The organism is uncultured Caulobacter sp. (genome assembly GCF_947036865.1).
In the GTDB taxonomy this organism is placed as follows: Bacteria; Pseudomonadota; Alphaproteobacteria; order Caulobacterales; family Caulobacteraceae; genus Caulobacter.
The window spans coordinates 34,570-53,626 of the sequence record NZ_CAMQSF010000018.1 but is presented as its reverse complement, the minus strand read 5'-3'; the positions used below and the strand labels follow the sequence as shown (position 1 = coordinate 53,626).

Annotated in this window: 21 protein-coding genes; 18 read left to right on the top strand and 3 right to left on the bottom strand. The window is 67.8% G+C overall.

Features of this window, described 5'->3' with window-relative positions; all coding sequences use genetic code 11:
- Window positions 1–100 precede the first annotated feature (100 nt).
- The 7 genes from Q0V34_RS11805 to hemA all read left to right on the top strand — a co-directional run bounded on the left by Q0V34_RS11805 (window position 101) and on the right by hemA (window position 6,712).
- Window positions 101–1,246, top strand: a complete 1,146-nt coding sequence (locus tag Q0V34_RS11805) for an isobutyryl-CoA dehydrogenase (RefSeq protein ID WP_297511951.1) — start codon at window positions 101–103, stop codon at window positions 1,244–1,246.
- Window positions 1,243–1,725, top strand: a complete 483-nt coding sequence (locus Q0V34_RS11800) for a hypothetical protein (RefSeq protein ID WP_297511949.1) — start codon at window positions 1,243–1,245, stop codon at window positions 1,723–1,725. Before Q0V34_RS11805 ends, Q0V34_RS11800 begins: the two co-directional genes overlap by 4 nt.
- Window positions 1,722–2,321 carry a histidine phosphatase family protein gene (locus tag Q0V34_RS11795; RefSeq protein ID WP_297511947.1) on the top strand — a complete coding sequence of 200 codons (600 nt, stop codon included), beginning with the start codon at window positions 1,722–1,724 and terminating at the stop codon, window positions 2,319–2,321. The genes Q0V34_RS11800 and Q0V34_RS11795 overlap by 4 nt, the downstream gene beginning before the upstream one ends.
- A gap of 7 nt (window positions 2,322–2,328) precedes the next feature.
- A complete protein-coding gene (locus Q0V34_RS11790) occupies window positions 2,329–3,381 on the top strand; it encodes an enoyl-CoA hydratase/isomerase family protein (RefSeq protein WP_297511945.1) in 1,053 nt (350 codons plus the stop codon).
- A gap of 150 nt (window positions 3,382–3,531) precedes the next feature.
- Window positions 3,532–4,341, top strand: a complete 810-nt coding sequence (locus Q0V34_RS11785; RefSeq protein WP_297511944.1) for a class I SAM-dependent methyltransferase — start codon at window positions 3,532–3,534, stop codon at window positions 4,339–4,341.
- A 74-nt stretch (window positions 4,342–4,415) separates the two neighbouring features.
- Entirely contained in the window at window positions 4,416–5,312 is an 897-nt protein-coding gene (mmsB, locus tag Q0V34_RS11780) for a 3-hydroxyisobutyrate dehydrogenase (protein WP_297511942.1), read from the top strand.
- A gap of 173 nt (window positions 5,313–5,485) precedes the next feature.
- A complete protein-coding gene (gene hemA / locus Q0V34_RS11775) occupies window positions 5,486–6,712 on the top strand; it encodes a 5-aminolevulinate synthase (RefSeq protein ID WP_297511940.1) in 1,227 nt (408 codons plus the stop codon).
- 102 nt (window positions 6,713–6,814) lie between these two features.
- Here hemA and Q0V34_RS11770 read toward each other — a convergent pair whose 3' ends face one another.
- Window positions 6,815–7,261 (bottom strand): MucR family transcriptional regulator, encoded by a 447-nt coding sequence (locus Q0V34_RS11770; RefSeq protein WP_297511938.1) that lies wholly within the window; start codon window positions 7,259–7,261, stop codon window positions 6,815–6,817.
- A gap of 164 nt (window positions 7,262–7,425) precedes the next feature.
- Here Q0V34_RS11770 and glyA point away from each other — a divergent pair, with 164 nt between their 5' ends.
- The 7 genes from glyA (at window position 7,426) to Q0V34_RS11735 (ending at window position 14,135) form a co-directional block, all read left to right on the top strand.
- Window positions 7,426–8,712 carry a serine hydroxymethyltransferase gene (gene glyA / locus Q0V34_RS11765; protein WP_297511936.1) on the top strand — a complete coding sequence of 429 codons (1,287 nt, stop codon included), beginning with the start codon at window positions 7,426–7,428 and terminating at the stop codon, window positions 8,710–8,712.
- A gap of 31 nt (window positions 8,713–8,743) precedes the next feature.
- Window positions 8,744–9,217 (top strand): transcriptional regulator NrdR, encoded by a 474-nt coding sequence (gene nrdR / locus Q0V34_RS11760; protein ID WP_297511934.1) that lies wholly within the window; start codon window positions 8,744–8,746, stop codon window positions 9,215–9,217.
- A gap of 66 nt (window positions 9,218–9,283) precedes the next feature.
- Window positions 9,284–9,748, top strand: a complete 465-nt coding sequence (locus Q0V34_RS11755) for a 6,7-dimethyl-8-ribityllumazine synthase (RefSeq protein WP_297511932.1) — start codon at window positions 9,284–9,286, stop codon at window positions 9,746–9,748.
- A complete protein-coding gene (gene nusB, locus Q0V34_RS11750) occupies window positions 9,745–10,194 on the top strand; it encodes a transcription antitermination factor NusB (RefSeq protein ID WP_297511930.1) in 450 nt (149 codons plus the stop codon). Before Q0V34_RS11755 ends, nusB begins: the two co-directional genes overlap by 4 nt.
- The gene (thiL, locus tag Q0V34_RS11745) at window positions 10,154–11,212 is read left to right on the top strand and encodes a thiamine-phosphate kinase (RefSeq protein WP_297511928.1); all 1,059 of its coding nucleotides are present in this window, start codon (window positions 10,154–10,156) and stop codon (window positions 11,210–11,212) included. The genes nusB and thiL overlap by 41 nt, the downstream gene beginning before the upstream one ends.
- A gap of 36 nt (window positions 11,213–11,248) precedes the next feature.
- Window positions 11,249–11,746 carry a hypothetical protein gene (locus Q0V34_RS11740; RefSeq protein WP_297511926.1) on the top strand — a complete coding sequence of 166 codons (498 nt, stop codon included), beginning with the start codon at window positions 11,249–11,251 and terminating at the stop codon, window positions 11,744–11,746.
- Between the two features lie 250 nt (window positions 11,747–11,996).
- Complete coding sequence (locus tag Q0V34_RS11735) at window positions 11,997–14,135, top strand: sodium-translocating pyrophosphatase (RefSeq protein WP_297511924.1); 2,139 nt, start codon at window positions 11,997–11,999, stop codon at window positions 14,133–14,135.
- Between the two features lie 94 nt (window positions 14,136–14,229).
- On the opposite strand, the gene Q0V34_RS11730 is transcribed toward Q0V34_RS11735, so the two are convergent.
- Window positions 14,230–14,772 (bottom strand): response regulator, encoded by a 543-nt coding sequence (locus Q0V34_RS11730; RefSeq protein ID WP_297511976.1) that lies wholly within the window; start codon window positions 14,770–14,772, stop codon window positions 14,230–14,232.
- Window positions 14,773–15,037: 265 nt separating this feature from the next.
- Window positions 15,038–15,523, bottom strand: a complete 486-nt coding sequence (locus Q0V34_RS11725; RefSeq protein ID WP_297511922.1) for an outer membrane protein assembly factor BamE — start codon at window positions 15,521–15,523, stop codon at window positions 15,038–15,040.
- A 120-nt stretch (window positions 15,524–15,643) separates the two neighbouring features.
- On the opposite strand from Q0V34_RS11725, the gene Q0V34_RS11720 reads away from it, so the two are divergent.
- The 4 genes from Q0V34_RS11720 to Q0V34_RS11705 all read left to right on the top strand — a co-directional run bounded on the left by Q0V34_RS11720 (window position 15,644) and on the right by Q0V34_RS11705 (window position 18,918).
- Window positions 15,644–16,174, top strand: a complete 531-nt coding sequence (locus Q0V34_RS11720) for a ubiquinol-cytochrome C chaperone family protein (protein ID WP_297511920.1) — start codon at window positions 15,644–15,646, stop codon at window positions 16,172–16,174.
- Window positions 16,159–16,698 (top strand): DUF177 domain-containing protein, encoded by a 540-nt coding sequence (locus tag Q0V34_RS11715; RefSeq protein WP_297511918.1) that lies wholly within the window; start codon window positions 16,159–16,161, stop codon window positions 16,696–16,698. The genes Q0V34_RS11720 and Q0V34_RS11715 overlap by 16 nt, the downstream gene beginning before the upstream one ends.
- Window positions 16,699–16,873: 175 nt before the next feature.
- Window positions 16,874–17,944, top strand: a complete 1,071-nt coding sequence (gene plsX / locus Q0V34_RS11710) for a phosphate acyltransferase PlsX (protein ID WP_297511916.1) — start codon at window positions 16,874–16,876, stop codon at window positions 17,942–17,944.
- Window positions 17,941–18,918 (top strand): beta-ketoacyl-ACP synthase III, encoded by a 978-nt coding sequence (locus Q0V34_RS11705; protein WP_297511914.1) that lies wholly within the window; start codon window positions 17,941–17,943, stop codon window positions 18,916–18,918. Before plsX ends, Q0V34_RS11705 begins: the two co-directional genes overlap by 4 nt.
- The last annotated feature ends 139 nt before the right edge of the window (window positions 18,919–19,057 follow it).

Genomic DNA, 19,057 nt, shown 5'->3' with positions numbered 1-19,057 from the left:
GCGCCGGAAAGACGTCGCGGCACGATTGACAGTCGGCCCCTGGCGCGTCACCTCAGCGGCCAAGAAGGCGAGGGCGGGTTCTGCCCCGAATGGGAAGGAAGTGCGCATGGATTTCGCGCTGAACGAAGACCAGGTCGCGATCCAGGACGCGGCTCGCGCGTTCGCGGAGGGACAGCTTGCCCCGCATTCCGCCGAGTGGGACGAGCAGAAGCATTTCCCGGTCGATGTGCTGCGTCAGGCCGCCGAACTCGGCTTCGCCGGGATCTATGTGAACGAGGACGTCGGCGGCAGCGGCCTGTCGCGGCTGGACGCCTCGATCATCTTCGAGGCCCTGAGCTACGGCGACGTGCCGGTGGCGGCCTACCTGACCATCCACAACATGGCCTCGTGGATGATCGATCGCTTCGGCTCGGACGACCTGCGCCAGCGCTACCTGCCGCGCCTGACCAGCATGGAGCTGATCGCCAGCTACTGCCTGACCGAGCCGGGCTCGGGCTCGGACGCGGCGGCGATGCGCACGACGGCCAAGCTGGACGGCGACCATTATGTGCTGAACGGCGGTAAGGCCTTCATCTCGGGCGGCGGGGTGTCGGACGTCTATGTCGTGATGGCCCGGACCGGCGGCGACGGCGCCAAGGGCGTCTCGGCCTTCGTGGTCGAGAAGGGCATGGAGGGCCTGAGCTTCGGCGCCAACGAGCGCAAGATGGGCTGGAACGCCCAGCCGACCGCCCAGGTCAATTTCGACAACTGCCGCGTGCCGGTCGAGAACCGCATCGGCCAGGAAGGCGAGGGCTTCCGCTTCGCGATGATGGGCCTGGACGGCGGGCGGCTGAACATCGCCTCGTGCTCGCTGGGCGGCGCCCAGTTCGCGCTCGATACGGCCAAGGCCTATCTGGAGACGCGCAACCAGTTCGGACGGCCTCTGAAGGACTTCCAGGCCCTGCAGTTCAAGCTGGCCGACATGGCCACCGAGTTGGAGGCCGCCCGCCTGATGGTGCGCCGCGCGGCCCACGCGCTGGACAGCCGCCATCCCGAGGCGACCAAGCTGTGCGCCATGGCTAAGCGCTTCGCCACCGACGCCGGCTTCCAGGTGGCCAATGACGCCTTGCAGCTGCACGGCGGCTACGGCTACCTGCAGGACTATCCGCTAGAGCGCCTCGTGCGCGACCTGCGGGTGCACCAGATCCTGGAAGGCACCAACGAGATCATGCGCGTCATCATCGCCCGCGAGATGTTCCGGCAATGACGTCAGGCCGCCCGCCGTGGTCCTGGATCGCGCTGGCGGTGTCCGCTCTCTTGCTGGGCGTTTGTCTGGTCCTGACCATGTATTTCGTGGCCGGGTTTCGCCAGGGGCTCGATGCGGATAGCGTTTTTAGGATGGGGGAGGTGTCCGCGCCGGAATTGCTGATGGGCGTTGGCCTCATCGGACTGATCGGCTCTCCGTTCATCGTCCTCGGCTGGTGGCTGACGAGGCTGTTGGCGCGGGAGAGGGCGTTCCCGCTGCTTGTCGCCGGGCCGCCGGTCATCCTGAAGTTCGCGCACCAAGCCTATAGCATCATCGAGGCCGCGCTGGAGCCGCCGATGAACATCACGCCGTTCGAGGCCAATTCCTGGACCTATCCGCCCAACTGGCTGGTCCTCATCGGCATCGGGGCGTCATTCCTTTTCGCGGCGGTCGCCTATACGAAGCTGGCCTACGCGACGAGAGGAACGAGCGTTCGATGATCTATCTCTGCCGCCACGGCCAGACCTTCCACAATCGCGAGGGTCGGCTTCAGGGCCGGCTGGAGTCGGACCTTACCCCGCTGGGCAGGGCCCAGGCGGCGGCGATGGGCGATCTGCTGTTCGACCTGATCTCGCGCGAGCCTCCCGCCGACTGGCGGATCGTCGCCAGCCCCTTGCGGCGGGCGCGGGACACGGCCGAGACGATCGGCGCGCGCCTCGGGCTGCCCGTGGCGACGGACGAGCGCTTGGTGGAGATCGACGTCGGCGAATGGTCCAACCGGCTGCGGGAGGAGGTGAGGGGCGAGAACCCTCACCTTCTCGGCGACGACGCCTGGGGCTTCCACGCGCCGGGCGGCGAGACCTATGAAGTCATGATCGCCCGCTTGAGCGACTGGCTGAGCGAGCAGGCCCCGGAACCCGAGCGTCGGCTGATCGTGGTCAGCCACGGCGTGGCCGGCCGGCTGCTGCGGGGCCTCTATGCCGGGCTCTCCAAGGCCGAGACCCTGGCGCAGGATATCCCGCAAGACGCCGTCTATCGCCTGAAGGGCGGCCAGATCGACCGCTTCGACTGCGCCCCCGTCGCCGAACCCGTCTAGGACCCCCATGACCGAAGAGCCCGAAGTCCTGATCCGCGTCGAGAAGAATGTCGGCCGTATCACGCTCAATCGCCCGAAGGCGCTGCACGCCCTGACCCTCTCCATGTGCGAGACGATGATCGGCGCGCTGCTGGACTGGGCCGACGATCCCGAGATCTACATGGTCCTGATCGACCACGCGGGCGAGCGCGGCTTCTGCGCCGGCGGCGACATCCGCATGCTGGCCGACAGCGGCGCCAAGGACGGCGTCGAGGCCCGGCGGTTCTTCCACACCGAGTATCAGCTGAACCACCTGCTGTTCACCTACGAGACGCCGGTCGTGGCGGTGATGGACGGCGTCGTCATGGGCGGCGGGGTCGGGATCTCGATGCCGGCGCACGTCCGGATCGCCACCGAGCGCACGACCTTCGCCATGCCCGAGACCGGCATCGGCCTGTTCCCCGATGTCGGCGGCGGCTGGTACCTGCCGCGCCTGCCGGGCAAGGCGGGGCTTTGGCTCGCCCTGACCGGCGCGCGGCTGAAGGGCGCGGACTGCATGCGCCTGGGGATCGCCACCCACTTCGTCGAGTTCGGCGCGACCGAGGGGCTGAAGAAGGCGATCATCGCCGACCCCCGCCGCATCGACGAGACCCTGCGCAAGTACCGGGCCGACGCCGGCAAGGCCTCGCTGCTGGGCTTCGAACAGGATCTCAACCGCCTGTTCGTCGGGGAGAGCGTCGAGGAAATCGTCGAGTTCCTGACCCTCGACTCCAGCGACTGGGGCAAGGCCCAGCTGGAGGTCATGAAGACCAAGTCGCCACAGACGCTGAAGGTCGCCTTCGAGCAGCTGAAGCGCGGCGCGGCCATGACCGACTTCGCCGACAACATGGCCATGGAGTACCGGATCGGCTCGCGGGTGGTGATGAAGCACGACTTCATCGAGGGCGTGCGGGCGGTGATCGTCGACAAGGACAACGCCCCGAAGTGGAACCCGGCCACGCTGGAGGGCGTGTCGGACGCTATGCTCGACGAGATCTTCGCGCCCCTGCCGGCGGGCGAGGAATGGTCGCCGCTGTCCTAGCGATCCCCCGTGCGGGTGTGTCATCGGAAACCAATGAACGGGATTTACCCTGGCGCCAGCGCGTCGCGAGGGAAGGCTCGTACTTTCGACCGCCGCGCGCCTAGGCTAACGTCACTCTCAACAAGAACACGCCCGTTCGGAAGGATCGCCATGCGTAAGCCGCTTCTCAGTTTGGTCGCCGTGCTGGGCCTCGCCGCCTGCGCCACCGAGCCGATGATGGGACCGCCGCCGCCGCCTCCGCCGTCGTCGGGCGCGGCCGCCGTCGCCCTGCCGGCCAACATCGCCGCCGCGCTCAGCGACCCGTCCCGGCCCGCCGCCGACATGGTCCGCGACGCCGACCGCCATCCGGGCGAGGTGCTGGCCTTCGCGGGCGTCAGGCCCGGCGCCAAGGTCGCCGACCTGATCCCCGGCGGCGGCTATTTCACCCGCATCTTCTCCAAGGCGGTCGGGCCGCGAGGCGCGGTCTACGCCTATGTCCCCGACGAGCTGACCAAGATCGCCAACCGCGAGCCGGCGGTGAACGCCATCGCCCGCGATCCGGCCTATTCGAACGTCAAGGTGGTGCTGAACACGCTGCCGAACTTCGCCGCGCCGGAGAAGCTGGATCTGGTGTTCACGGCCCAGAACTATCACGACATGCACGACAAATTCATGGGCCCCGCCGATCTGTCGGTGGTGAACCGCCAGATCTTCAAGGCCTTGAAGCCGGGCGGCGTCTACATGGTTATCGACCATTCCGCCGAGGCGGGCTCGGGCCTGCGCGACACCGACACCCTGCACCGGATCGACGCGGCCGTCGTGAAGTCCGAAGTGACGGCCGCCGGTTTCATTTTCGAAGGCGAGAGCCGGGTGCTGCGCAATCCGGCCGACTCCCGAAAGACCAACGTCCGCGACGCCGGCATCCGCGGCAAGACCGACCAGTTCGTCTTCAAGTTCCGCAAGCCGGCCAACGCCCGCTAGGCGCCGGACCCCCGTCTTCAACGATAAGAGCCGCGCCCAACGAGGCGCGGTTCGCTTTTGCAGGGAGCTTCACAATGACCCGCATCGCCTTCATCGGCCTGGGCAACATGGGCGGCGGCATGGCGGCCAACCAGGCCAAGGCCGGTCACGCGGTTCGCGCCTTCGATCTCTCCCGGGCGGCCGTCGAACGGGCGGCGGCGGCGGGGTGTCACGCGGCGGCATCGGTCGCCGAGGCCGTGGCCGACGCCGAGGTGGTGATCACCATGCTGCCGGCCGGCCCGCACGTGCGCGCGGTCTATGGCGAGCAGATCCTCGTCCAGGCGCCGAAGTCGGCCCTGCTGATCGACTGCTCGACCATCGACGTTGAGAGCGCCCGCGCGGTGGCCCGCGAGGCCCGGGCGGCGGGGTTCCGCTTCGCCGACGCGCCGGTCTCGGGCGGGGTGATGGCCGCCGAGGCCGGAACCCTGGCCTTCATGGTCGGCTGTGACGCCGGCGACTTCGCCGAGGTCGAGGCGGCCCTGGCGCCGATGTCCCGCGTGACGATCCACGCCGGCGATCACGGAGCGGGGCAGGCGGCCAAGATCTGCAACAACATGCTGCTGGGCGTGTCGATGCTCGGGACCTGCGAGGCCTTCGCCCTGGCCGAGAAGCTGGGGCTGGCGGCCGACCGCTTCTTCGAGATCGCCAGCAAGTCGTCCGGCCAGTGCTGGTCGATCACCACCTACTGTCCGGTCGAGGGCGTGGGACCCCAGACGCCGGCGGACCGCCTTTACGAGGGCGGCTTCGCCACCGCGATGATGCTGAAGGACCTTAAGCTGGCCCAAGAGGCGGCCGCCAAAGCCGGCGCCTCGACGCCGATGGGCGCGCAGGCCGAGGCGCTGTACGCGCTGTTCGACGCCAACGGCTTCGGCGGCAAGGACTTCTCCGCGGTCATCCAGATGCTGCGCGGAAAGCTTTCCAGCCTCTCGTGAATCAGCTCAAGGCGTTCCGAGAGCTGTTCATTGACGAAGGGCGTGCGTCCATTCGCGTCATTGAGTTTCTTAGGTAAACGCCCCTAGATGGACACCGTGGACGCGTGGTGCGAAAAGCTCGGGCTTGAGTTAGGGGACCGCCGGCCTCGCCGGCCGCCGGTTTAGAGATCGACATGGACTACAAAGCCGCGTTCCGCAGCGCCGTCGACCAGATCCGCGAAGAGGGCCGATACCGGGTCTTCGCCGATCTGAAGCGTCAACGCGGCCAGTTCCCGCGCGCCACCTGGACCCGCCAGGACGGCTCGGAACGTGAAGTCGTGGTCTGGTGCAGCAACGACTATCTCGGCCAGGGTCAGAACCCGGTGGTGATGGACGCCATGAAGGCCGCCGTCGACGCGCACGGCTCGGGCTCGGGCGGCACGCGGAACATCTCCGGCACCAACCACGACCACGTTCTGCTGGAAGCCGAGCTGGCCGACCTGCACGGCAAGGACGCCGCGCTGCTGTTCACCTCGGGCTATGTCTCGAACGAGGCCTCGCTGTCGGTGGTGCAGAAGATCCTGCCGGGCCTGATCATCTTCTCCGACGAGCAGAACCACGCCTCGATGATCGCCGGCATCCGCAACGGCGGCGGTCCGCGCAAGATCTTCAAGCACAACGATCTGGCGCACCTGGAAGAGCTGCTGGCCGCGGCCCCGGCCGACGCGCCCAAGCTGGTCGCCTTCGAGAGCGTCTATTCGATGGACGGCGACATCGCCGACATCGCCGGCACCATCGCCCTGGCCAAGAAGTACGGCGCGATGACCTATCTGGACGAGGTCCACGCGGTCGGCATGTACGGCCCGCGCGGCGGCGGCGTCGCCGAGCGCGACGGCCTGATGGACCAGATCGACATCATCGAGGGCACGCTGGGCAAGGCGTTCGGCGTCATGGGCGGCTATATCGCCGGCGACGCCGAGGTGATCGACGCGATCCGTCTGATGGCCTCGGGCTTCATCTTCACGACCTCGTTGCCGCCGGCCCTGACGGCCGGCGCGCTGGCCAGCGTCCGCTGGCTGAAGGCTCACCCCGAGGTTCGCGAGATCCATCAGGAGCGCGCGGCGACCCTGAAGGGCATGTTCAAGGCCGCCGGCCTGCCGGTGATGGACAACGACAGCCACATCGTTCCGGTGCTGGTCGGCGATCCGGTGCACTGCAAGATGATCAGCGACATGCTGCTGGCCGATTTCGGCGTCTATGTGCAGCCGATCAACTATCCGACCGTGCCGCGCGGCACCGAGCGCCTGCGCTTCACCCCGACGCCGTTCCATACCGACGACATGATGCGCAAGCTGGTCGCGGCCATGGAAAAGCTCTGGGCCCACTGCAACGTGGCCCGCATGGGCGGCCACGCGGCCTAAAGGACAGCGTCAACCTTCGTCATCGCCCCCGCCGCGCCCCCTCGAAACGACAAGCGCCGCCGGAAGCCGGCGGCGTTCGCGTCGGCGGCGATCCAGGCGCGCTCAGCTGCCGCGACGCACGCCCTTGCCCAGGCCGATCTTCTTGGCGAAGTCCGAGCGACGAGCGGCATAGGCCGGCGCGACCATCGGATATTCGGGCGGCAGACCCCACTTGCGGCGGTATTCCTCGGGGCTCATGTCGTAGTGCGAGCGCAGGTAGCGCTTCAGCATCTTCAACTTCTTCCCGTCCTCGAGGCAGATGATGTAGTCGTGCTGCACCGAGCGGCCGACCGGCACGGCGGGCTTGGCCTTTTCGGCGGGCCGGGGCGCTTCCACGCCATTGCTCAGCGCGCTCAGGGCCTCGTGGACCGTGCGGATGAGCTCCGGAATAGCCGTCTGGGCGACGGTGTTCTGGCCGACATAGGCCGCCACGATCTCGGCGCTAAGTCCAAGGATATCGACGTCGTTGTTTTCCGTCGTGTCCGTGCTGCCGCCGCCCTGAGACGCCATGAGATACCCCATTCCCGTTGTTGTCGTATCGATTCCGCAGGGAGTCGGATGCGCCCTGCGGGACGGCAACGCGCGACGAGACGGGTGGTTCCACGATTGATCGCCGCGCCTATCCCGTTAAAGAAGGCGCCTCTGCCGACTCCTCCCAACGCCCGGAGAGCGAAATGACCCAAGCCCCGACCAGCGCCTTCTTCGGCGCCGACCTCGCCACCGCCGACCGGGACATCTTCGACCGCATCGGTCGCGAGCTGGATCGCCAGCAGAACCAGATCGAGCTGATCGCCTCGGAAAACATCGTCTCGAAGGCGGTGCTGGAGGCCCAGGGCTCGATCCTGACCAACAAGTACGCCGAGGGCTATCCGGGCAAGCGCTATTACGGCGGCTGCGAATATGTCGACGAGATCGAGACGATCGCCATCGAGCGGGCCAAGGCCCTGTTCGGCGCGGGCTTCGCCAACGTCCAGCCGCACTCGGGCTCGCAGGCCAACCAGGCGGTGTTCATGGCCCTGCTGCAGCCGGGCGACACGTTCCTAGGCATGGACCTGGCCGCCGGCGGCCATTTGACGCACGGCTCGCCCGCCAACCAGTCGGGCAAGTGGTTCAAGCCGGTCAGCTACAGCGTCCGCCAGCAGGATCAGCTGATCGACTATGACGGCGTGGCCGAGATCGCCCAGCGCGAGAAGCCCAAGCTGATCATCGCCGGCGGCAGCGCCTACAGCCGCCAGATCGACTTCGCCAGGTTCCGCGAGATCGCCGACGGCATCGGCGCCTATCTTATGGTCGACATGGCCCACTATGCCGGCCTGATCGCCGGCGGGGCCTATCCGAACCCGATCCCGCACGCCCACATCGTCACCACGACCACGCACAAGACCCTGCGCGGTCCGCGCGGCGGCCTGGTGCTGACCAATGACGAGGCGATCATCAAGAAGGTCAATTCGGCCGTGTTCCCCGGTCTGCAGGGCGGCCCGCTGGAGCACGTGATCGCCGCCAAGGCCGTGGCCTTCGGCGAGGCGCTTCAGCCGGCGTTCAAGGACTACGCCCACCAGGTCATCGCCAACGCCCGCGCCCTGTCGGAAGCCCTGCTGAAGTCGGGCGTCAACATCGTCTCGGGCGGCACCGACAGCCACCTGATGCTGGTCGACCTGCGTCCGAAGGGCGTCACCGGCCGTGACGCCGAGCACAGCCTCGAGCGCGCCCACATGACCTGCAACAAGAACGGCGTGCCGTTCGACACCGCGCCGTTCACGGTGACCTCGGGCATCCGCCTGGGCACGCCGGCCGGCACCACGCGCGGCTTCAAGGAGGCCGAATTCACTCGCGTGGGCGAGCTGATCGGCGAGGTCGTGAACGGCCTGGCGGCCAACGGCGCCGAGGGCAACGCGGCGGTGGAAGCGGCGATGCGCGAGGAAGTGCTGGCCTTGACGGCCCGGTTCCCGATCTACAACTAATGGCCCTGAAGCCGCCGGGAGGGGCTAGATCATGCGCTGCCCCTTCTGCGGACATGCCGAAAGCCAGGTCAAGGACAGCCGCCCGTCGGAAGACGGCGCGGCCATCCGGCGTCGCCGGATGTGCCCCGAATGTGGTGGCCGTTTCACGACGTTCGAGCGGGTTCAGCTTCGCGAGCTGATCATCCTGAAGCGTTCGGGGCGGCGCTCGCCGTTCGACCGCGACAAGCTCGTCCGGTCCATCGCGCTGGCCACCCAGAAGCGGCCCGTCGAGCCCGAGCGGGTGGAGCGGATGATCAACGGCATCGTCCGGCAGCTGGAAAGCATGGGCGAAACCGAGCTCCCGTCGTCCACCGTCGGCGAAATGGTGATGAAGGCTCTGAAATCCCTAGATGACGTCGCCTATGTCCGCTACGCCTCGGTCTATCGGGATTTCAAGGAAACCAGCGACTTCGCCAAGTTCCTGACCGAGGAAGGTCTGAGCGACGGCGGCGAAGAAGAGCCATAATCCGTTAATCCCTGGTGTGTGTTTGTTTAGGCGCGCCGCAAGCGTCGCCGTGGAGATTCGAGCGACATGGTTGAGGACAAGATCCGCCTGCTGATCGTGGAGGGGCGAAGCCATTCGGGCGTCGCCGACGAGCTGCTGCGCGGCGCGACCCTGGCCATCGAGGCCCAAGGCGCGGACTACGACGTCATCACCGTTTCCAGCGCCCTGCAGATCCCGACGGCCATCGCCCTGGCCGAGGAAGCCGGTCATCGCCCCGTCGGCGTGCGCTATGACGGCTATGTCGCCCTGGGCGTGGTGATCCGGGGCGAGACCTATCACTTCGAGCTGGTCGCGCACGAAACGGCCCGCGGCCTGCAGGATCTCGGCATCGGCCGGCGCCTGCCGATCGGCTTCGGCGTCCTGGCCGTCGACGATGAGGCCCAGGCCTGGAGCCGCGCCAAGGTCAGCGAAGGCGACCGCGGCGGCGCCGCGGCCAAGGCCTGTCTGGAAACCATCGCCCTGAAGCGGCAACTGCTGGGGCAAGTCCGATGAGCGGCGAGCGCATCCAACCGCGCTCGGTGGCGCGCCTCGCGGCCGTGCAGGCCCTCTACCAGATGGAAGTCTCGGGCGCGGGCGTCGACACCGTCATCCGCGAGTTCGGCGAGCACCGCTTCGACCGCGACGTGGAGGGCGAGCGTCTGGCCGCCGCCGACGAGACCTTCTTCGCCGAGCTGGTGCGCGGCGTGGTGAGCAACCAGGCCAAGGTCGACCAGGGCGTCGTCAAGCGCCTGGCCTCGGGCTGGCGCCTGGAGCGCCTGGACGCCACCGCGCGCGCGGTGCTGCGCGCCGGCGCCTTCGAGTTGATGTTCCGACCGGACGTTCCGACCGAGGTCGTCATCAACGAATATGTCGAGATCGCTAAATCCTTTTTTGAAGGTCCTGAGTCAGGCTTCATCAATGGCGCCCTCGACGCGATCGCCCGTGATGCAAGAGACTGACGAAGACGACTGGTTCGCCGAAGACGACGCGCCGCCGACAGCGGTCGCGCCGGCGACCGAGTTCGATCATATCGCCCGTCTGCTGCGGCCCCTGACCCGAGGCGATCCCGCGGCCCTCGACCTCCTCGACGACGCCACCGTCCTGCCGTCGCGGCCAGGCCATGATCTGGTGATCACCAAGGACGCGATGGTCGCCGGCGTGCACTTCCTGCCCGAGGAGCCGCTCGACTTCGTCGCGCGCAAGCTGCTGCGGACCAATCTCTCGGACCTGGCCGCCAAGGCCGCCGAGCCCTACGGCTATTTCCTGGCGGTCGGCTGGCCGTCCGGCGCGGACGTCGCCTCGCGCGAGACCTTCGCCCGGGGCCTGGCCGAGGACGGCGCGCTGTTCGACATCTCGCTGCTGGGCGGCGACACCGTGACCACCTCGGGTCCGCTCGTCGTCTCGGCCACCCTGCTGGGCTGGGCGCCGGAGGGCGGGGCGATCCTGCGTCGCGGCGCCAAGCCCGGCGACCGCCTGATGGTCTCCGGCACGATCGGCGACGGGTGGCTCGGCCTGCTGGCCCAGTGGGGCGAGGTGGTCGACTCCGACGGCGCCTTGCTGCGCCGCTATCGCCAGCCCGAACCCCGCGTCACGCTTCGCGACGCCATGCGCGTGCACGCCAAGGCGGCCGCCGACGTCTCGGACGGCCTGCTCGCCGACAGCGGCCACATCGCCATCGCCAGCGGTTGCCGCGTCCGGGTCGACCTGGAACGGCTGCCGCTTTCGCCCGGCGCCCAGGCCTGGCTGGATGAGCAACCCGAGCAGGTCGAGGGCCGGATCCGCCTGGCCTCTGGCGGCGACGACTACGAGATCGTCTGCGCGGTCGATCCGAACGAGGCCTGGGCGTTCCGCGTCGCCGCGGCCGCGGCGGGGGTCAAGGTCAGCGAGATCGGCGAGTTCGTCGAAGGCGAGGGGGTCTCGGCCTATTACAAGGGCCGTGACGTGACGCCCTCGCGGCTGGGCTGGCTGCACGGTTAGGCCAATCTCAAGGTCTGTGGGTTAGGCGTGACGCTCATGACCGCCGCCAACGCCCGCTCTCCCGTCCGATTCTCGCGTCGCGATCTGCTCGCCGCCGCCGGCGCGCTCGTCGCGGGTCCCGCCCTGGCCGGCGAGAAGAAGGAGGGCGAGGGCCAGGCGCTCGACCCGACCTACAAGCTCGGCTCTATGACCATTCCGATCATCGCCAACGGCCGGATCGTCAACTACGTCTTCGTCGCCATGACCTTGAAGCTGTCCTCGGGCGCCCAGGTCGAGGCCTTCAAGGACAAGGAGCCGGAACTGCGCGACGCGATCATCCGCGCGGCCTTCAAGACGCCGTTCACGCGCCCCGACACCTGGAAGGAAGTGGACGGGCCGCGCCTGACCGGTTTCGTGATGAGCCAGTGCAACGCCCTATACGGCAAGGGCAAGGTGGCCTCGGTCGAGATCGTCAAGCAGATCCCCCGCCAGCAGCTGATGCCGCCCAAGCCGAACGCCGCGGCGCCGGCGGGCGAGGGTGTCCTTCACCCCTGATTCGCGGCCCAAGCTGACGCTTGGCCTTTCGCAAACGCTTGCGCCGACGCGGGTTGCGCGCCTCTCGACCATCTGACAGTGTTCGATGGATGACGCCGTTCCGAGCGTCATTTTCAGGGAGCATCGAGGGGGCACGAGGCCATAAGGCCCGCCCGTCGATCCGGCCGGCGGTTTTGACGCGTGTCATGCCTTAGCCGACGGGACCGGCGTCCCCCTCGTGATTGAGAAGCGCGAAGGGGCGAAGAACCTAATGAGTCTTTGGCTTTATCTGGCCATCGGGGCCGGGCTTCTGGCGGTGCTGTACGGCGCCGCCCAGACGGCCAGTCTGATGCGGGCCTCGGCCGGCAATGCGAGGATGCAGGAGATCGCCGCGGCGATCCAGGAAGGGGCTCAGGCCTATCTGAACCGCCAGTACACCACGATCGGCCTGGTCGGCGTGGTGGTGATCGCCGTGCTGGCGATCTTCTTCAAGTCCTGGGAGCAACCCGTCGGCTTCGCCCTCGGCGCGATCCTGTCGGGCGCGGCCGGCTTCGCGGGCATGCTGATCTCGGTCCGGGCCAATGTGCGGACCGCCCAGGCCTCGTCCGAGAGCCTGGCCAAGGGCCTGTCGATGGCCTTCACCTCGGGCGCCGTAACGGGCATGCTGGTCGCCGGCTTCGCCCTGCTGGGCGTGGCGGGTTACTACTACGTGCTGCTGTCGACCGGCCATGACGGTTCGGACCGGGTGGTCGTCGACTCGCTGGTGGCCCTGGGCTTCGGCGCCTCGCTGATCTCGATCTTCGCCCGCCTGGGCGGCGGCATCTTCACCAAGGGCGCCGACGTGGGCGGCGACCTGGTGGGCAAGGTGGAAGCCGGCATTCCGGAGGACGATCCGCGTAACGCCGCCACCATCGCCGACAACGTGGGCGACAATGTCGGCGACTGCGCCGGCATGGCGGCCGACCTGTTCGAGACCTATGCGGTGACCACGGTCGCCACCATGGTGCTGGCGGCGATCTTCTTCCGCGGGTCCGAGGCGATCGGTTCGATGATGCTGCTGCCGCTGGCGATCTGCGCGGTCTGTATCGTCACCTCGATCATCGGCGCGTTCTTCGTCCGCCTGGGCAAGAGCCAGAAGATCATGGCGGCCCTCTATCAGGGCCTGATCGTGACCGGCGTCCTGTCGATCCCGGCGGTCTGGTACGTGATCCACCAGCTGGTTCCGGCGGCCGTCACCGTTGGTCCCCGCACCTTCGACGCCAACAGCCTGTTCTACTGCGGCATGGTCGGCCTGGCCGTCACCGCCGCCATCGTGATGATCACCGAGTACTACACCGGCACGGGCTTCCGTCCGGTGAAGTCGGTGGCTCAAGCCTCGGTTTCGGGGCACGGCACCAACGTGATCCAGGGCTTGGCCATGTCGCTGGAAGCCACGGCCCTGCCGGCCCTGACCATCATCGTCGGCATCGTCGTGACCTATAATCTGGCGGGCCTGTTCGGCATCGCCATCGCCACCACGACCATGCTGTCGCTGGCCGGCTTCATCGTCGCCCTCGACGCTTTCGGCCCGGTCACCGACAACGCCGGCGGCATCGCCGAGATGGCCGGCCTGCCGCCGGAAGTTCGCGTCACCACCGACGCCCTGGACGCCGTGGGCAACACCACCAAGGCCGTGACCAAGGGCTACGCCATCGGTTCGGCCGGTCTGGGCGCCCTGGTGCTGTTCGCCGCCTATACCGAGGACCTGAAGTTCTTCTCGGCCAATGCGACGCCGGGCGGTTTCTTCGACGGCATGGGCGCGGTCACGTTCGACCTGTCCAACCCCTATGTCGTGGTCGGTCTGCTGTTCGGCGGCCTGCTGCCGTTCCTGTTCGGCGGTCTGTCGATGACCGCCGTCGGCCGCGCCGCCGAGTCCGTGGTCGCCGAGGTGCGTCGTCAGTTCCGCGAGAACCCCGGCATCATGACCGGCGCGGTCAAGCCCGAATACGGCAAGGCCGTGGACATCCTGACCAAGGCCGCCATCCGCGAGATGATCGTGCCGAGCCTGCTGCCGGTGGTCTCGCCGGTGGTTCTGTTCTTCGTGATCAAGGCCATCGCCGGAAAGGTCGACGCCTTCGCCGCCCTCGGCGCCATGCTGATGGGGGTGATCGTCACGGGCCTGTTCGTCGCCATCTCGATGACCAGCGGCGGCGGCGCCTGGGACAACGCCAAGAAGGTGATCGAGGAAGGCTTCACCGACAAGAACGGCGTCCTGCACAAGAAGGGCGGCGAGACCCACAAGGCCGCCGTCACGGGCGACACCGTCGGCGATCCCTACAAGGACACCTCGGGTCCGGCCGTGAACCCGATGATCAAGATCACCAACATCGTGGCCCTGCTGCTGTTGGCCGTCCTGGCCCACGGCGGCTGATCCTCGCGATCATGCTGAAAGGCGAACGCCCCGGAGGAGACTCCGGGGCGTTTTACTTGGCTGTTTAAGCGTCCTTTTCGAGCCCTGGAGCGGATCAGTAGACGTCTTCCGGCGCCATCTCCGTCAGGGCGTCGCGGATATCGGGCAGGGCCGCGCCGCGTCGCTCGGCGCCCTGGAAGTCGTGATCGATCCGCCGCCGCCGGCACGGCCCGAAATATTCCGTCGCGCGGACGAAGGGGCGGGGATTGTTGATCACCTCGTTGATGCGGTGCATGACCCCGCGCGCGGTCAGCGGCTTGGCCAGGAACTCGGTGACGCCGGCCATCCGCGCCTCGTTCAGCGTGCGCCGCGTGGCGTGGCCCGTCATCATGATGATGGGCAGGAAGACATTGGGGCTCGCCGGCGACGTGCGAATCCAGCGGATGAACGCCAGGCCGTCGACCGGCTGCATCATCAGGTCGGTGAAGACGATGTCGACCTCCCGCGCCTGAACGGTCTTCAGCGCGCTCAGGCCGTCCTCGGCCTCGAGGATGTGGCGCACGCCGGCCGCCTTCAGGATGGCTCCCACGACCTTGCGCATGTTGGCGTTGTCGTCGACGAGCAAGATCGTCAGAGCGCGCAGATCCATGCTTTCCACCATGCGCCTCCCGCCGCGGCCCCGTCCTCGCTTTTTCGGGTGCGCCGCTTTGTCGCGGAGCTTTCCCCAATTCGAGTTTAAGAAGTCTTGCGGCCAAGCTTCGATACTTGGCGCGCTTCAGTAAAATCGGACGGCTAAAAGTAGAGCGCCGCAACCATCGCGGGATGTCCGCCATGTCTTCAGCTGAGGCCGCATTCGAAACGCGAAAGAGCCGCCCATCTTCACGACGGGCGGCTCTTCGAAAGCGTCGGATAGTCGACGAAGACTAGCGGCGATCGCCCGGACGTTGGCCCGGGGCCTCGTCGTCTTGCGGCAGCACGCCGCCGCGACCGACGTTGCCGAGCAGCTGTTCGAGAATGGTCATCTCGCGACCGCGGGTCGGGGTCTCGCGGCCGTTATAGGCGATCACCTTGCCGTCCTTCAGCGTGTAGGTGTTCACCGAGGCGACCTTTTCGTCGGCCGGGTTGAACTTGATCGCCACCACGTCGCGCTTGATCACCCGGGGCAGATAGAAGGCCACGCGGTCGGTCGTCTGCGAGATGTAGTACCAGGTGTTGTTGTCGAAGGTCGACACCGCCGACGGCGAGCCCAGCTTCTCCATCAGCGTCGACTTGCTGTCCTGGCCCACCTTCATGTCGGCCGGCTTGGCCTCGATGGCCTGGAAGCCGGAATAGCTGGTCAGCGGCGTACAGGCCGAGGTGGCGATCGCCAGGCCGAGAAGAGCGGCGGCGAAGACGGCGGGGCGAGACATCGAGGCTCCGAACCGGAAAAATGCAGACTTTGACCTATCGCCCGCGGGAGCTTAGTTCAATGCCCGCGTGAAAGCGGACCCCGCGTCTAGCGGGATGTCGCGGCGAAATCGAGGCGTTTCATGTTTCTGGACAGGTTGCTCAAGCCCAGACCCGCCAAGGCCGCGGGAGCCAAGCTCTACGCCGGAGCCGTGGCCCAGGCGCGTTCGCCGGTCTTTTACCGGGATTTCGGCGTCCGCGACTCGATGGAGGGGCGGTTCGAGCTTTTCAGCCTGCACGTCATATTGCTGATCGAGCGGTTGAAGGGGCAGGGCGACTTGGCGGCCGAGACGTCGCAGGCCGTGTTCGACGCCTATGTGAAGGGCCTGGACGACGCCTTCCGCGAGATCGGCGTGGCGGACACCTCGGTCGGCAAGAAGATGAAGAAGCTGGCCGGCGCCTTCTATGGACGGCTGAAGGCCTATGACGAGGCCGTCGCCAGCTTGCCCGACGAGACGGCGGTTCGGGACTTCCTGGCCCGCACCGCGTTCGAGGAGCGCGGCGAGGGCGACGTCGCCGCCCTGAGCGCCTATCTGATCAAGACGCGCGAGGCGCTGGCGGCGCGGCCGCTGGACGCCGTGCTGCAAGGAGACGTGACATGGCCGAACCCGTGACCGCCGGCTGGCCGTGCGAGATCTCTCTGGCGCAAGTGGACCGGGGCGCGGTGAAGCTGCGCCTGGAGCCGAGCGCCGACCAGCGCAAGGCGATCGCCAAGCAATTGGGCCTCGTCAGCCTCGAGGCGTTGGACGCCGAGGTGTTCCTGACCTCGTGGCTGGACGGGGCCACCGTGTCCGGCGTGCTGCGGGCGCGTGTGGTCCAGACGTGCAGCGCCACGGCCGACGACTTCGAAACCCCGATCGACGCCCGCTTCGAGCTCCGGGTCCTGCCGGCCAACAGCGAGAACGCGCCGCGCGAGGAGTTCGGCGATCTCGGCATCGATCCCGACGGCGATGATCCGCCGGACGTGCTGGAGGGCGAGACGATCGACGTCTCGGGCTACGTCGTCGAGCATCTGGCCTTGGAGTTGGATCCCTTCCCGCGCAAGCCGGGCGCGGTGTTCGTCCAGCCGCCCGAGCCGGTGGAGCTTTCCCCGTTCGCGGCGCTCAAGAGCCTGAAACCGAGGGGCGACGAGGGCTAGGAGCGTGACGGCCGAACGCGCGGGCGCTTTCGGCTTCCGTTACGCTCCCGTCCAAGAGATCGGGTCCATAAGGCGGACCCGACGCCCGACTCGACCGCTTGCGTGATATTCACGCGGATGTATCGTCCGCCGCCTTGAGGGCGGCCGGACCGCCTGCCGGAGCTCACAGCGCCAAGTGTCTCAATCAGTCGTCATCTCGGTCGACGCCATGGGCGGCGATCATGGTCCCTCCATCGTGGCGCCCGGGATCGCCCAGGCGGCCCAGAGCCTGCCCGGCGTGCGCTTCCTCCTTCACGGCGACGCCGCGGCGATCGAAGCGGAGCTGGCCAAGCATCCCAAGGCGCGCGCGGTCAGCGAGGTTCGCCACTGCGACAAGGCCATCGGCATGGACGAGAAGCCCGCCCAAGCCATGCGCCGGGGCAAGGGCTCGTCGATGTGGAACGCCATCGAGGCCTTGCGCGCCAACGAGGCCCACGCCTGCGTCTCGGCCGGCAACACCGGCGCGCTGATGGCGATCTCCAAGCTGATTCTGCGCATGGGCGCGGACCTGGAGCGTCCGGCCATCGTCGCCAACTGGCCGAACATGAAGGGCGTGACCACGGTCCTGGACGTCGGGGCCAATGTCCAGAGCGACGCCGACCAACTGATCGAGTTCGCGATCATGGGCGCGGCTTTCCACCACGCCATGCACGGCGCCAAGCGCCCGACCGTGGGGCTGCTGAACGTCGGCTCCGAGGACGAGAAGGGCCACGAGGAGGTCCGCGAGGCCCACGCGATCCTGCGCGAGGCCAAGCTGGACTTCGACTATCACGGCTTTGTCGAGGGCAGCGACATCGCCTACGGCACGGTCGACGTGGTCGTCACCGACGGCTTCACCGGCAATGTCGCCCTGAAGACCGCCGAGGGCATGGCGCGGTTCTTCTCAAGCGAGATCAAGAGCACCCTGACCTCGGGGCCGCTGGCCATGCTGGGCGCGCTGATCGCCTCGGGCGCGCTCTCCAAGATGCGCAAGCGGCTGGACCCGAGCCGGGTCAACGGCGCGCCGCTGCTGGGCCTGAATGGAATCGTGGTCAAGAGCCACGGGGGCGCGGACGCCAACGGCTTCGAGTCGGCCCTGCGGGTCGCCGTCAACCTCGCGCGCAGCGATTTCCGGGCCCAGATCGATAGAAACTTGCAGCGCCTGACCGCCGCCGCGGCCAAGGACGAAGCCCCGGCGTCGGGGCAGGACCAAGGAGCGGCCGAGTGAGCTTAGTCCGTAGCGTAGTGACCGGCGTCGGCGCGTACCTGCCGCCGAAGGTCGTGACCAATGACGACCTGGCCAAGTTCGTCGACACCAGCGACGAATGGATCGTCGAGCGAACCGGCATCCGTCAGCGGCACCAGGCCGCCGACGACCAGCCGGTCTCGGACCTGGCCGTCGAGGCCGCTCGCGAGGCCTTGGCCAACGCGGGCAAGACCGCCGCCGAGGTCGACCTGATCATCGTCGCCACCACCACGGCCGACCTGACCTTCCCCGCCGCCGCGACCATCGTCCAGCGCAAGCTGGGGGCTCCGGTCGGCATCGCCTTCGACGTCCAGGCGGTGTGCTCGGGCTTCGTCTACGCGCTCAGCGTCGCCGACGGCTTCGTGGCGCGCGGGCACGCCAAGTGCGCGCTGGTGATCGGCGCCGAGACCATGACCCGTCTGATGGACTGGAGCGACCGCGGCACCTGCGTGCTGTTCGGCGACGGCGCCGGCGCGGTCGTGCTGGAGCCGAAGGCGGGCGAGGGGACCACGGCCGACCCGGGCGTGCTGGGTTTTGCGCTGCGCGCCGATGGGACCAAGCAGGATCTGCTCTATGTCGACGGCGGGGTGTCGACGACCGGGACGGTCGGCAAGCTGCGGATGCTGGGCAACCAGGTCTTCAAGCACGCCGTCGTCAATATTTCCGAGGCGATCCACGCCGCGGCCCAGGCGGCCGGCGTGGCGGTGGCCGAGGTCGACTGGTTCATCCCGCACCAGGCCAATCAGCGCATTCTGCAGGGCGTGGCCCATCGCTGCGGCATCGACGAGGAGAAGGTGATCTCCACCGTCGCCATCCACGCCAACACCTCGGCCGCCTCGATCCCTCTGGCGCTGGCGCACGCGATCAAGGACGGCCGGATCAAGAAGGGCGACCTGCTGCTGCTCGAGGCGATGGGCGGCGGGCTGACCTGGGGCGCCTGCGTCGTTCGTCTTTGACGGCCCAGCTTGCCCCTTCCTTTCGCGGGAGATGAACTCCTGACCTTGAGTCTTTGACTTCATGCGATAATCGCGGCATGAGGGCATCGGCGGATATTGGCGCGAAGGCCTGAGGGCGGCCGTCGCGGACCGGGGTTCT